Genomic DNA, 13,146 nt, shown 5'->3' with positions numbered 1-13,146 from the left:
GGTGCTCCGCGCGCACATACCCCCACGTCCCCTCATGCGCGTGCGCGACTGCGGGTGGGTGGGGGCGTGCTCTCCACAGGCTGGGGAAGGGGGTTGTGACACCGCCTCCCCCACCCACCCTCTGCTCCCGCACGCACAAGGCCACCGCCTGCCCACCCCCTTTGTTCCTGCTCGCGCATGTCCACTACGGGGGAAACGGGCGGGTGGGTGGGAGACATCCGCCGCGGAGCGGCGGGGTGGGGGATGCCGCCGGGCAAGCAAGAGACCCGGCGGCATCCCCGGAGGGATCAGATGCGGCCGAGGACCTGGCCGAGGAGTTCGCCCATGCGGGTGGCGCTGTCGCGGCCCGCCTGAAGCACCTCCTCGTGGTTCAGCGGCTCACCCGTCATGCCCGCGGCGAGGTTCGTGACCAGGGAGATGCCGAGCACCTCCGCGCCGGCCTCGCGGGCGGCGATGGCCTCGAGGACCGTCGACATGCCCACCAGGTCCGCACCGATCGTGCGGGCCATGCGGATCTCCGCCGGCGTCTCGTAGTGCGGGCCGGGGAACTGCGCGTACACACCCTCTTCGAGGGACGGGTCGATCTCCTTGCAGAGCGCCCGCAGCCGCGGCGAGTACAGGTCCGTGAGGTCCACGAAGTTCGCGCCGACGATCGGCGACGTCGCCGTGAGGTTCAGGTGGTCGCTGATCAGTACCGGCTGGCCGGGGCGCATGCCCTCGCGCAGGCCGCCGCAGCCGTTGGTGAGCACGATCGTCTTGCAGCCCGCGGCCACGGCGGTGCGGACGCCGTGCGCGACGGCCGCGACGCCGCGGCCCTCGTAGTAGTGGGTGCGGCCCAGGAAGACCAGGGCCCGCTTGTCACCGACCTTGAAGGAGCGGATGCGGCCGCCGTGGCCCTCGACCGCCGGCGGCGGGAAGCCGGGCAGCTCGGTGACCGGGAACTCGGCCTCGGGGGTGCCGAGCGCGTCGACGGCCGGCGCCCAGCCGGAGCCCATCACGAGGGCGACGTCGTGGGTCTCGGCGCCCGTCAGCTCGCGCAGGCGCGCGGCGGCGGCGTCGGCGGCGGCGTAGGGGTCGCCCTGGATGTCGTCCGGAATAACTGAAGCGTTCACGTCGATGAGAGTAGCCGGTCGCGCCCTACGCGCGTAGATGACGATGCTCACGGGATTTCGATCGTTGTCTTGTCGTTTCCGACGAGAGCTGGACGGGAGGCGTCAGCAGGGGCGCTTGCGGAGTTCCATCACGTAGTCGTGGGGTGCCCCGGCCGACTCCGCGGCGTCCGCCAGTTCGCCCAGGTAGCGGGCTGACGGGAGGCCGCCTTCGTATCCGTTGAGGACGTACACCCAGGCAGGCTCCTCGCCCTCCAGGGTGTGGACGCGCACGCGCATGCGGCGGTAGATGTCCAGGCCCACGCCTTCCCAGCGGTCCATGGAGTCCTCGTCCATGGGGGCGATGTCGTAGAGCGTGACGAAGACCTGGGAACGGGGGGCCTCGACGATGGTGGCGAGGGCGCCCTCCCAGCCCATGTGCTCTCCGCCGAAGGTGAGCCGCCAGCCGTTCAGCCAGCCGGTCGCGCGCAGCGGGGAGTGCGGGGCGCGGCGTGACATGAGCCGCGGATCCAGATTGCCGGCGTACGCGGCGTAGAGCGACATGAGGTCGAGGGTACGGCAGCGATCGGGTGTGCCACCGCCGCGGCGGAAGGACCGCTCGGACGGGGTGCGTGCACGGACGGAGGGCCCCGGGGCGAAGCTGGTTGAAGCGTGCGGGACAATGGAGTACGTGACTCGGATCGTGATCATTGGCGGCGGACCCGGCGGATACGAGGCGGCTCTTGTGGCCGCCCAGCTCGGCGCGGAGGTGACCGTCGTCGACTGCGACGGTCTGGGCGGGGCGTCGGTGCTCACCGACTGCGTTCCGTCGAAGACTCTGATCGCGACGGCCGAGGTGATGACCAGCTTCGATTCGTCGTACGAAGAGCTGGGGATCATCGTCGCGGACGACACCCCGCACATCGACACCCCCGCGCGCGTGGTCGGCGTGGACCTGGGGAAGGTCAACCGCCGTGTGAAGCGCCTCGCGCTCGCGCAGTCCCACGACATCACCGCCTCCGTCACGCGTGCGGGCGCGCGCGTGCTGCGCGGCCGCGGCCGCCTGGAGGGGCAGCAGGACATCGACGGGTCGCGCAAGGTGATCGTGCGCGCCGCCGACGGGAGCGAGGAGACCCTCGTCGCCGACGCGGTGCTGATCGCGACCGGCGGCCACCCGCGCGAGGTGCCCGACGCCCAGCCCGACGGCGAGCGCATCCTCAACTGGACCCAGGTGTACGACCTGGACGAGCTCCCCGAGGAGCTCATCGTGGTCGGCTCGGGTGTCACCGGCGCCGAGTTCGCCGGTGCCTACCAGGCCCTCGGTTCCAACGTCACCCTCGTGTCCAGCCGTGACCGCGTGCTCCCGGGCGAGGACCCGGACGCCGCCGCGGTCCTGGAGGACGTCTTCCGCCGCCGCGGCATGAACGTCATGTCCCGCTCCCGCGCCGCATCCGCCAAGCGCGTCGGGGACCGGGTCGAGGTCACGCTCGACGACGGCCGCGTCATCTCCGGCACGCACTGCCTGATGGCCGTCGGCGCCATCCCGAACAGCAGCGGCATGGGTCTGGAGGAGGCCGGGGTCAAGCTGAAGGACTCCGGGCACATCTGGACCGACAAGGTCTCGCGCACGTCCGCCCCCGGTGTGTACGCCGCCGGTGACGTCACCGGCGTCTTCGCGCTCGCCTCCGTCGCCGCCATGCAGGGGCGCATCGCGATGTACCACTTCCTGGGCGACGCGGTGACGCCGCTGAACCTGAAGACCGTGTCCGCGAACGTCTTCACGGACCCGGAGATCGCGACTGTCGGCTACAGCCAGGCCGACGTCGACGCGGGCAAGATCGACGCCCGGGTCGTCAAGCTGCCGCTGCTGCGCAACCCGCGCGCGAAGATGCAGGGCATCCGCGACGGCTTCGTCAAGATCTTCTGCCGTCCGGGTACGGGCATCGTGGTCGGCGGTGTGGTCGTCGCGCCGCGCGCTTCGGAACTGATCCATCCCATCTCGATCGCGGTCGACAACAATCTGACGGTCGAGCAGATCGCGAATGCGTTCACCGTGTACCCATCGCTTTCGGGGTCGATCGCTGAGGTGGCGCGTCAACTCCACACGCGGAAGGCGGCGGGCGAGGGCTGATCCGGGCCGCGGCTTGAATCAACTCTTCGCAGGTCACGCACTGTTGCGGCCCATTCGCGCGGCATAGGCGGAGCGAGTACGCACCTATACCACTTCCCACCCTGTCGTGCGAACAACTTCTGTAATTCGGCGCAAACTGCTGAAAGCAGACGGTCGTTGGGGTTACTGTCAGTTTCGTGTTCGCTGCAGAACGTCGCCAATTGATCCTCGAAATGGTGCGAGCCAACGGGGCAGTATCGCTCCGTGAGCTCGCCCGCGTCGTCCAGACCTCCGAAGTGACCGTACGGCGGGACGTGCGCGCGCTGGAGGCAGAAGGACTCCTCGACCGCCGACATGGCGGTGCGGTATTGCCGGGCGGATTCACGCGGGAGTCCGGCTTTCCGCAGAAATCACATCTCGCGACCGCCGAGAAGACGGCCATCGCCGATCTCGCGGCGGGTCTCGTCGAAGAAGGCGAAGCCATCGTCGTCGGGGCGGGTACGACCACGCAGGAGCTGGCCCGACGGCTCGCGCGGGTCCCCGGTCTGACCGTCGTCACCAACTCCCTGCTGGTGGCACAGGCGTTGGCCCACGCCAACAGGGTGGAAGTCGTCATGACAGGCGGCACCCTGCGCGGTTCCAACTACGCACTGGTGGGCAGCGGCGCCGAGCAGTCCCTCCAGGGGCTGCGCGTGTCGCGCGCGTTCCTCTCGGGCAGTGGTCTGACCGCCGAGCGCGGTCTGTCCACGTCCAACATGCTCTCCGCGAGCGTGGACCGTGCCCTGGTCCAGGCGGCCGCCGAGGTCGTGGTCCTGGCCGACCACACCAAGCTCGGCACCGACACGATGTTCCAGACGGTGCCGACGGACGTCATCACCCGCCTGGTCACGGACGAGCCGCCGGGGCACGACGACCGGGCGGCCACGGAACTGCAGGCCCTGGCCGACCAGGGCGTGCAGATCGCGGTGGCGGGCGGATCCGCCGCCGTCCCTAACGCGGGGCCCGGTGCCGATTCCGTCCCGGCGGGGCGCCAGCCGCGCCGGGACGTGCCCCTGCCGGGTCAGCGTCGCAACCACGGGGCGGGCCCTGGCCAGCAGCTGCGCAGCGCGATCCTCGGGGAGCAGCCGCCCGGGGAGCGGGCCGCGCGGGTGGCGGATCTGCGCCGCCGCTGAGACCCGGGCGGGGCCGGAGCGGTGGCGCCGACGGGCCGTGACAGTCCGTGACGGCAGGGGTGCCGGAGCGGGCGCTATGCCGCGGCCTGCCCGTCGGCCTTCAGGCCCCGCAGGGTCAGCGTGAGCAGTCGGTCGGCCAACTCCGGGTCGTCCGGGGTCTCTTCGGCCGCCAGTGAGATCGCGTTGGTCAGCTGGAGCAGATCGGAGATGGAGACGTCGGGGCGCACGGCCCCCGCCTCCTGCGCGCGGGCGAGCAGCGCCGAGCCCGCCTCGCGCATCGGCTTGCTGCACTGCGCGAGCGCCGAACTGTCGTCGTGCGACGCCGACATGAGCGCGCTCGACAGGCCGCGGTACTCACCCGCATGAGTGACGATCGAACGCAGCCACGCCACGAGAGCGGCGCACGGCTGCGGGGCGTCCAGCAGGGCGTGCGAGCGGGCGAGCAGGTCGCTCACCGCGTCCTCCCAGACCGCGCTCATCAGCGCGTGCCGGTTGGGGAAGTGCCGGTACAGCGTGCCGATGCCGACGCCCGCGCGGCGTGCCACGTCCTCCAGGGAGGCGCCCGTGCCGTGCTCGGCGAAGGCGGCGCGCGCCTCGGCGAGCAGCCGGTCGTAGTTGCGGCGGGCGTCGGCCCGCATGGTGCGCGCCGACTGTGCCGCCTGCTGCGGCGGTCTCGCCTGCTGGCCCGTGCCGGTCGTCATCCCCGCACCCTTCGTGAACGTACGCGTCCCTCAAGGATGCCACTGCCCGCCGGGCACGTCCGGGCGAGGTCAGGACAGCCGGTGGCCGAAGAAGGCGTCCAGCTCCGCCCTGGCCCTGCGCTCGCGCCGGTGCGGGGGCAGGGTGCCGCCGCGCAGGTTCCTGGTCAGCCAGAGGACCAGGGGGTACGTGACGCAGGTGCCGATGACGGCTCCGCTGAGGATGCCGGTGGCCAGGTCTCCCATGATCGTCAACTCACCTTCGCGCGGGTCTTCTTGGCGCTCGGGCGGAAGCCGTCGCGGGCCGTGGCGATCATCGTGGCGCCGTTGTCGGGGACGACCGCGCCGTAGCCGAGCAGCCGCCAGCGCGCGTCGACGGCGTCGCTCTCGTAGTAGGGCACGGGACCGGCCGCGGAGGGCACGAGGAGTGGTGCGGGCTCCTTGGCGCAGCCGTGGCAGGCGGCGACCTCGTCGGCGCCGTCCACGGCGACCGGGGGCGCCACGCGCGCGTGCCCGCGTTCGTGCAGCGGGTTGAAGTAGCAGGGCGGGTCGGGGCGCAGCGGCCGCTCCGTCACCAGGGCCTCCAGGGCGCACATCCCGATGCGGCTGAACTCGATGCCCGCGACGAGCTCTCCCAGGGCGTACGCGGTGTCGTACGCGGGATCCGGGCTCCGCGGCCCCTCGTCCGCGGCGCTGAGCGCGGAGTGGATCACCGAGTTGCTCGCCTGGATCGACGCCGTCACGGCGAACGAGGCAAGCTCCGTGCGGAGTTGGGGCGGCAGGGAGCAGGTGTGGCGCAGGGTGTCGCCGAGCGCGGACGCGTCGGAGAGCAGCGCCGCGCGCTCCTCGGCCTGCGGGCGCAGGGCCTCGGGATCACCGCCCGGGTCGGGCAGTGGGGCCCGCCAGTCGGGCGCGGGCAGCGGCAGGGCGAAGGTGTAGGGCCGTCGCCGCCCCATCGGCAGCCCGGTGAAGCGCCGCAGCAGCGCCACGGACAGGCCTGCGGCCAGGCCCAGCACGAGCCCTGCCTCGTAGCGCTGGCCGGTGTCCGCGGCTGCCGCGAGCCAGCCGCCTCCGGCGAGGGCGCCCGCGGCGGCGAGCAGGCCCCATATGTCCCCCGTACGTGTCACTGAAGTCCCCCCGTGGTCTTCGGTTCTACGTGGGAGTAGGACGCGGGGAGGGGGTGCGGCGGTTGCGAGTGCCCTGCGTCATGGCTCGCTCTGTCACCGGCTCCGCCGAGCTCGTCCTCAAACGCCGGACAGGCTTGAAATGCCGTCGGCTCAGGCTGCCTTGAAACGCCACCGGGCCGGACTGGAAGAACCAGCCCGGCCCGGGAAGAATCAGCCTCTCCGGCGATTGGGGAGCGGGGTTCGGGGCGGAGCCCCGTGTGCCTCGCCCCGTCGCCGGGTCAGTCCTTGATCTCGCAGATGACCGCACCGGAGGTCAGGCTCGCGCCCACCTCCGCGGCGAGGCCCTTGATCGTGCCCGATCGGTGGGCGTTCAGGGGCTGTTCCATCTTCATGGCCTCCAGGACGACGACCAGGTCGCCCTCCTTGACCTCCTGGCCCTCCTCGACCGCGACCTTGACGATCGTGCCCTGCATGGGCGAGGCGAGGGTGTCGCCGGAGGCGGCCGGGCCCGACTTCTTGGCCGCGCGGCGCTTGGGACGGGCACCGCCCGCGGCGGCCGTGCGCGCGATCGTCATGCCGAGCGAGGAGGGCAGGGAGACCTCGAGACGCTTGCCGCCGACCTCGACGACGACCGTCTCGCGGCCCGGCTCCTCGTCCGCTTCGGCATCCGTGGCGGGCGCGGCGAACGGCGGGATCTCGTTGACGAACTCGGTCTCGATCCAGCGGGTGTGGACCGTGAACGGGTCGCTGGAGCCGGTCAGTTCGGGCGCGAACGCCGGGTCCTTGACGACGGCGCGGTGGAACGGGATGGCGGTCGCCATGCCCTCGACGTTGAACTCCGCGAGCGCGCGGGCGGCACGCTGCAGCGCCTGCTCGCGGGTCGCGCCGGTGACGATCAGCTTGGCCAGGAGCGAGTCCCAGGCCGGGCCGATGACCGAGCCCGACTCGACGCCCGCGTCCAGGCGGACGCCGGGGCCCGACGGAGGCGCGAAGGCGGTGACGGTGCCCGGCGCGGGCAGGAAGCCCCGGCCCGGGTCCTCGCCGTTGATGCGGAACTCGAAGGAGTGGCCGCGCAGTTCGGGGTCGCCGTAGCCGAGTTCCTCGCCGTCGGCGATGCGGAACATCTCGCGTACGAGGTCGATGCCCGCGACCTCTTCGGTGACCGGGTGCTCCACCTGCAGACGGGTGTTGACCTCCAGGAAGGAGATCGTGCCGTCGACGCCGACGAGGAACTCGACGGTGCCCGCGCCGACGTAGCCGGCCTCCTTCAGGATCGCCTTCGAGGCGCTGTAGAGCTCCTCGACCTGGGCGTCCGAGAGGAACGGCGCCGGGGCCTCCTCCACCAGCTTCTGGTGGCGGCGCTGCAGCGAGCAGTCACGGGTGGAGACGACGACCACGTTGCCGTGCTGGTCGGCGAGGCACTGGGTCTCCACGTGCCGCGGCTTGTCGAGATAGCGCTCCACGAAGCACTCGCCGCGGCCGAACGCGGCCACGGCCTCGCGCACCGCGGAGTCGTACAGCTCGGGGACCTCTTCGAGGGTGCGGGCCACCTTCAGACCGCGGCCGCCACCACCGAACGCCGCCTTGATGGCGATCGGCAGGCCGTGCTCCTCGGCGAAGGCGACGACCTCGTCGGCGCCGGACACCGGGTCGGGCGTGCCCGCGACCAGCGGGGCGCCCGCGCGCTGCGCGATGTGGCGGGCGGCGACCTTGTCACCCAGGTCACGGATGGCCTGCGGCGGCGGGCCGATCCAGATCAGACCGGCGTCCAGCACGGCCTGCGCGAACTCGGCGTTCTCCGAAAGGAAGCCGTATCCGGGGTGGATCGCGTCCGCCCCCGCGTCCTTGGCCGCGGCAAGCACCTTGGAGATGTCCAGGTAGCTGGTGGCCGGAGTGTCACCGCCCAGGGCGAACGCCTCATCTGCCGCACGGACATGCAGAGCGTCCCGGTCAGGATCTGCGTAGACGGCTACGCTCGCGATCCCTGCGTCCCGGCATGCCCGAGCAACGCGGACAGCGATTTCGCCACGGTTGGCGATGAGCACCTTGCGCACGATGGCTCCCTCCTTGAAACAAGCCGAGTTTAGGGACTGCCGACACGGCGTTACGACCCGTCCCCAATGGTGAGCTTGCCCACACGGAGTGTGACTCGAGGCCCGCTCGATCCGCGAAATCCCTTGTCGTACCACGGTACGCAGGATCTCTCCCCGGCAGCGTAGCCCTCCGATGTGGTCAAGGTCTCTGTGAGGCAGCGCTGCGGCGAAGCGGCTTTCTTTGTGGAGTCCCTACGAATGGCCCAATGATTCTTTGCCTTCGACGCAGCCCTTGTCCCGGGGTTTACCCGTTAGTAGCGTTCGCGATGGCTCGAACGTACTTGGGGTAACAGCAGTGGGAAGAGGGTGGGGCGCCGTGGCGCGCAGACCGGTGGCCTGGGTGGGCGCGATCGTTCTCGTCGCGGAGGCGATCGGCATCGCGCTCCTCAACTGGTTCCTCGGCCTCGTCGTCGACAAGCAGGAGATGTCCCTCGCGGGCCTCGACCCGCGCGCGATGTCCGTGTCGACCTGGGTCGGCGGCATCGTCTTCGGCGGCTATCTCGCCCTGTGCGCCCTCGTCATGGCCCGCGCCGCCGCACGCGACCGCGCCCCCGGCGGCTTCGGCCGGCTGCTCCTGATCAGCTGCGCCGTCGTGCACGGGCTCCTCGGGGCCTTCTCCGTGGGGCTGGTGGGCTGGCTCGCGTTCGCGTTCATGATGGTCGTGCTCGGCCTGATCGTCCTCACGCTCGTGGCGTACGACAAGAAGGCGCAGCAGGACGAGGGCGAGGCGCGGCGGGACGGCGCGGCACAGAACGACGCGACACGGAACGATGCGGCACAGAACAACGGGGCGCCGGAGAGCGGCGCCCCGCAGCACGCCTGAGCCGCCGTCCGCGGCCCGCGGCTACTTCTGCCACAACTGCGTGATGCCCACGCCCAGTTCGGCGAGCAGGCGGCGCAGCAGCGGCAGCGAGAGGCCGATGACGTTGCCGTGGTCGCCCTCGATGCCGTCCACGAACGGCGCCGAGCGGCCGTCCAGGGTGAACGCCCCCGCCACGTGCAGCGGTTCGCCGCTCGCGACGTACGCGGCGATCTCCTCGTCCGAGGGGTCGCCGAAGCGGACCACGGTCGAGGCCGTCGCCGACGCGTAACGGCCCGAGACGGTGTCGTACACGCAGTGGCCGGTCTGCAGGACGCCCGCGCGGCCGCGCATGTCCTTCCAGCGCGCGGTGGCCTCCTCGGCGTCGGCGGGCTTGCCGAGCGCCCGGCCGTCCAGTTCGAGGACCGAGTCGCAGCCGACCACCAGCGCGCCCTTGGCCTCGGGCCGTGCGGCGACCACGGACGCCTTGGCCTCGGCCAGGGCGAGCGCGAGCTCGGCGGGGGTGGGCGCGGAGACCTTGTCCTCGTCGACGCCGCTGACGATCACCTCGGGGGCGAGGCCGGCCTGGCGGAGCAGGCCGAGGCGCGCGGGGGACTGGGAGGCGAGCACGAGACGGCGGGGCTGATCACTCATGCGGTCAGGGTAGGCGCTCCGCCCGAGCCCCGGGCGCGGGGCGGGCGAGGGCGCTCAGTGGATGCTCAGCACGAACATCGCCACCACCATGGCCAGGGCCAGGACGACTCCCGCGCGGCGCATCTTCGCCTGCATGTCCCGCATGTCCTTGGGAGGGTTGTCCTCCGGATCCGACCACAGCATGGAGTCGATACTGCGGCCGGGGCGGCCGGGGCGCCTGAGTACGCGTACTCAAGTTCCCCGGCCCAACTCACCTATGGCGTCCGTGCCCTCGCCTAACCCGGCCAGTAGGTGCGGCCCCACGCCGTGGGCGAGGGGGCGGGCAGGCGATGGCGGGCCACCCGCGCGGGGTCGGCCCAGGAATCGGGCAGCGCGGGCGCGCCGGACGGCTGGTTCGCCACCGCCGCGGCGCGCGCCTGGACCACCGCCAGGGCGGCGGCGAGCTCCTCCGGGGTCGGGTTGCCCCGTACGACCTTGATCATGACCGCTCCCTGAAGGACTAGAGGGGGATGTTGCCGTGCTTCTTCGGAGGCAGGGATTCCCGCTTCGTACGCAGCTGACGCAGGCCGCGTACGAGATGGGACCGGGTCTCCGAAGGCATGATCACGGCGTCGATGTAGCCGCGCTCGGCCGCCGTGTAGGGGTTGAGCAGCGCGTCCTCGTACTCCTGGATGAGCCGCGCGCGGACCTCTTCGACGTCGTCCCCGGCCTCGGCGATCGTGCGGCGGTGCAGGATGTTCACCGCGCCCTGCGCGCCCATCACCGCGATCTGCGCGGTCGGCCAGGCGAGGTTCAGGTCGGCGCCCAGGTGCTTGGAGCCCATGACGTCGTACGCGCCGCCGAAGGCCTTGCGCGTGATGATCGTGATGAGCGGGACCGTGGCCTCGGCGTACGCGTAGATCAGCTTCGCGCCCCGGCGGATGATGCCCGTGTGCTCCTGCTCGACGCCCGGCAGGAAGCCCGGCACGTCGACGAAGGTGATGACCGGGATGTTGAACGCGTCGCAGGTGCGGACGAAGCGGGCGCCCTTCTCGGACGCGTCGATGTTCAGACAGCCGGCGAACTGGGTCGGCTGGTTGGCGACGATGCCCACCGGGTGGCCCTCGACGCGGCCGAATCCGGTGAGGATGTTCGGCGCGAACAGCGGCTGCGTCTCGAAGAACTCCGCGTCGTCCAGGACGTGCTCGATCACGCCGTGCATGTCGTACGGCTGGTTCGCGCTGTCCGGGATGAGGGTGTCCAACTCCCGGTCCTCGTCGGTGAGTTCCAGGTCCGCCTCCTCGGGGAAGGCGGGCGGCTCACTGAGGTTGTTCGAAGGCAGGTAGGAGAGAAGGGACTTGACGTACTCGATGGCGTCCTTCTCGTCGCCCGCCATGTGGTGCGCGACGCCGGACGTGGCGTTGTGGGTGCGGGCGCCGCCCAGCTCCTCGAAGCCGACGTCCTCGCCGGTTACCGTCTTGATGACGTCGGGCCCGGTGATGAACATGTGCGAGGTCTGGTCGACCATGACCGTGAAGTCGGTGATCGCGGGGGAGTAGACCGCGCCGCCCGCGCACGGGCCGACGACCAGGCTGATCTGCGGAATCACGCCCGAGGCATGGGTGTTGCGGCGGAAGATCTCGCCGTACATCCCGAGGGCCATGACGCCCTCCTGGATGCGGGCGCCGCCCGAGTCGTTGATGCCGATGACCGGGCAGCCGGTCTTCAGGGCGAAGTCCATGACCTTGACGATCTTCTGGCCGAAGACCTCGCCGAGCGCGCCGCCGAAGACCGTGAAGTCCTGCGAGAAGACGGCGACAGGACGGCCGTCGACCGTGCCGTATCCGGTCACCACGCCGTCGCCGTACGGCCGGTTCTTCTCCAGGCCGAAGTTGGTCGAGCGGTGCTGCGCGAACTCGTCGAACTCGACGAACGAGCCCTCGTCGAGGAGGAGTTCGATCCGCTCGCGCGCCGTCAGCTTCCCCTTGGCGTGCTGCTTCTCGACCGCTCTGGCCGAGCCCGCGTGCTTGGCCTCCTCGATGCGGCGCTGGAGATCCGCGAGCTTGCCGGCGGTCGTGTGGATGTCGATCTCGGACATAGGGATGCGGCTCCCTGCCTGCTCAAAGGTGCGTACGGCGGCTTACGGCTGGCTACTGACCCGTAGCGTATCGGCGCGGATACCGTTCGGCAGTGCGGCGTTTACCACACCTAAGGTGGCTTGCATGACGTCGTCAGATGCTGAAGACAACCGCTGGTCCGACCTCGACAGGCCGCCGCTCGGCGCTGCCTCCCTGCGGCGGGCGCTGGTGCGCGACGGCGGCCTGTGGACCTCGCTCGACGTGGTGGCCGCCACCGGGTCCACCAACAGCGACCTCGCGGCACGGGCCGACGAGCTCGCCGAGGGCACGGTGCTCGTCGCCGAGGAGCAGAGCGCCGGGCGCGGCCGCCTTGACCGGCAGTGGTCGGCGCCGCCGCGCTCGGGCCTCTTCCTCTCCGTACTGCTCAAGCCTTCGGAGGTGCCGGTGGAGCGGTGGGGCTGGCTGCCGCTGCTCACCGGCGTGGCCGTCGCGACGGGACTGTCCCGGGCGGCCGGTGTGGACACCGCACTCAAGTGGCCCAACGACCTCCTGGTCACCGTCGGTGACCAGGAGCGCAAGGCGGGCGGCATCCTCGCGGAGCGGGCGGGCTCCGTGTCCGGCGGGGGCGTCGTCGTCGGCGTCGGCCTCAACGTGACGCTGCGCGAGGACGAGCTGCCGGTGCCGACCGCGGGGTCCCTCGCGCTCGCCGGGGCGAAGGTCACGGACCGCGATCCGCTGCTGCGGGCCGTGCTGCGGTCCCTGGAGCAGTGGTACGGGGACTGGCGCGCGGCCGGCGGCGACCCCGCCGCGTCCCGGCTCCAGGAGGCGTACGCCGCGGGGTGCGCGACGCTCGGCCGACGCGTACGGGCCGAGCTGCCGGGCGACCGCGCCCTGGTCGGCGAGGCGGTGGCGGTGGACGGCGACGGCCGCCTCGTCCTGGCCACGGAGGACGGGGTGCAGCAGCCGGTGGGAGCGGGGGACATCGTGCATCTGCGCCCGGCGGAATGAGGGTGCGCCCCGCAGGGGCGCGGGGAACTGCGCGATCGGCCACGACGTACCCGCAGGCGCCCGACGGCATGGCGTGGCGCATCCGCGGAGCGCTTGGCGGCGGTCGCGGGAGTCGGGAGTGATCGGGAGTGAGCTGCGGCACACCTGCCGTGCTGTGTTTTCCCGGGGGGCGACCCCCGGACCCCCAGCCGTCAAGCGGCGGGTCGCGGGAGTCGGGAGTGATCGGGAGTGAGCTGCGGCACGCCTGCCGTGCTGTGTTTTCCCGGGGGGCGACCCCCGGACCCCCAGCCGTCAAGCGGCGGGTCGCGGGAGTCGGGAGTGATCGGGAGTGAGCTGCGGC

Annotated in this window: 14 protein-coding genes; 4 read left to right on the top strand and 10 right to left on the bottom strand. The window is 71.6% G+C overall.

What is annotated here, in order from left to right:
• Positions 1-287 precede the first annotated feature (287 nt).
• Together AB0B50_RS17635 and AB0B50_RS17630 are read right to left on the bottom strand one after the other, a co-directional pair.
• On the bottom strand, positions 288-1,112 hold the full coding sequence (locus AB0B50_RS17635) for a purine-nucleoside phosphorylase (protein ID WP_362332016.1): 825 nt from the start codon (positions 1,110-1,112) through the stop codon (positions 288-290).
• Between the two features lie 102 nt (positions 1,113-1,214).
• Complete coding sequence (locus AB0B50_RS17630; RefSeq protein WP_361170463.1) at positions 1,215-1,652, bottom strand: gamma-glutamylcyclotransferase; 438 nt, start codon at positions 1,650-1,652, stop codon at positions 1,215-1,217.
• 118 nt (positions 1,653-1,770) lie between these two features.
• Here AB0B50_RS17630 and AB0B50_RS17625 point away from each other — a divergent pair, with 118 nt between their 5' ends.
• Together AB0B50_RS17625 and AB0B50_RS17620 are read left to right on the top strand one after the other, a co-directional pair.
• Entirely contained in the window at positions 1,771-3,219 is a 1,449-nt protein-coding gene (locus AB0B50_RS17625) for an NAD(P)H-quinone dehydrogenase (protein ID WP_362332013.1), read from the top strand.
• Positions 3,220-3,395: 176 nt separating this feature from the next.
• Positions 3,396-4,370, top strand: coding sequence for a DeoR/GlpR family DNA-binding transcription regulator (locus tag AB0B50_RS17620; protein ID WP_362332010.1), 975 nt, complete (start codon positions 3,396-3,398; stop codon positions 4,368-4,370).
• A gap of 74 nt (positions 4,371-4,444) precedes the next feature.
• On the opposite strand, the gene AB0B50_RS17615 is transcribed toward AB0B50_RS17620, so the two are convergent.
• The 4 genes from AB0B50_RS17615 to AB0B50_RS17600 all read right to left on the bottom strand — a co-directional run bounded on the left by AB0B50_RS17615 (position 4,445) and on the right by AB0B50_RS17600 (position 8,249).
• Complete coding sequence (locus tag AB0B50_RS17615) at positions 4,445-5,008, bottom strand: helix-turn-helix domain-containing protein (RefSeq protein WP_362332783.1); 564 nt, start codon at positions 5,006-5,008, stop codon at positions 4,445-4,447.
• Between the two features lie 132 nt (positions 5,009-5,140).
• Positions 5,141-5,314, bottom strand: coding sequence for a hypothetical protein (locus AB0B50_RS17610; protein WP_362332007.1), 174 nt, complete (start codon positions 5,312-5,314; stop codon positions 5,141-5,143).
• A gap of 5 nt (positions 5,315-5,319) precedes the next feature.
• On the bottom strand, positions 5,320-6,195 hold the full coding sequence (locus AB0B50_RS17605) for a hypothetical protein (protein ID WP_362332004.1): 876 nt from the start codon (positions 6,193-6,195) through the stop codon (positions 5,320-5,322).
• 278 nt (positions 6,196-6,473) lie between these two features.
• Positions 6,474-8,249, bottom strand: a complete 1,776-nt coding sequence (locus AB0B50_RS17600) for a biotin carboxylase N-terminal domain-containing protein (RefSeq protein WP_362332001.1) — start codon at positions 8,247-8,249, stop codon at positions 6,474-6,476.
• Positions 8,250-8,604: 355 nt separating this feature from the next.
• On the opposite strand from AB0B50_RS17600, the gene AB0B50_RS17595 reads away from it, so the two are divergent.
• Positions 8,605-9,111, top strand: a complete 507-nt coding sequence (locus AB0B50_RS17595; protein ID WP_362331999.1) for a hypothetical protein — start codon at positions 8,605-8,607, stop codon at positions 9,109-9,111.
• A gap of 21 nt (positions 9,112-9,132) precedes the next feature.
• Here AB0B50_RS17595 and AB0B50_RS17590 read toward each other — a convergent pair whose 3' ends face one another.
• The 4 genes from AB0B50_RS17590 to AB0B50_RS17575 form a co-directional block, all read right to left on the bottom strand.
• Positions 9,133-9,741 (bottom strand): nucleoside triphosphate pyrophosphatase, encoded by a 609-nt coding sequence (locus AB0B50_RS17590; protein WP_362331996.1) that lies wholly within the window; start codon positions 9,739-9,741, stop codon positions 9,133-9,135.
• Positions 9,742-9,795: 54 nt separating this feature from the next.
• Entirely contained in the window at positions 9,796-9,924 is a 129-nt protein-coding gene (locus AB0B50_RS17585) for a hypothetical protein (protein WP_362331993.1), read from the bottom strand.
• Positions 9,925-10,016: 92 nt separating this feature from the next.
• Positions 10,017-10,223 (bottom strand): acyl-CoA carboxylase subunit epsilon, encoded by a 207-nt coding sequence (locus AB0B50_RS17580; protein WP_362331990.1) that lies wholly within the window; start codon positions 10,221-10,223, stop codon positions 10,017-10,019.
• Positions 10,224-10,240: 17 nt separating this feature from the next.
• The gene (locus tag AB0B50_RS17575) at positions 10,241-11,818 is read right to left on the bottom strand and encodes an acyl-CoA carboxylase subunit beta (protein ID WP_362331987.1); all 1,578 of its coding nucleotides are present in this window, start codon (positions 11,816-11,818) and stop codon (positions 10,241-10,243) included.
• Between the two features lie 124 nt (positions 11,819-11,942).
• Between AB0B50_RS17575 and AB0B50_RS17570 the strand changes: the two genes are divergently transcribed.
• Positions 11,943-12,806 carry a biotin--[acetyl-CoA-carboxylase] ligase gene (locus AB0B50_RS17570; RefSeq protein ID WP_362331984.1) on the top strand — a complete coding sequence of 288 codons (864 nt, stop codon included), beginning with the start codon at positions 11,943-11,945 and terminating at the stop codon, positions 12,804-12,806.
• The last annotated feature ends 340 nt before the right edge of the window (positions 12,807-13,146 follow it).

It is taken from the genome of Streptomyces sp. NPDC041068 (assembly GCF_040647455.1).
GTDB lineage: Bacteria > Actinomycetota > Actinomycetes > Streptomycetales > Streptomycetaceae > Streptomyces.
Note: the sequence above shows the minus strand (reverse complement) of the source record. Positions and strands in the feature narration are given on the sequence as shown.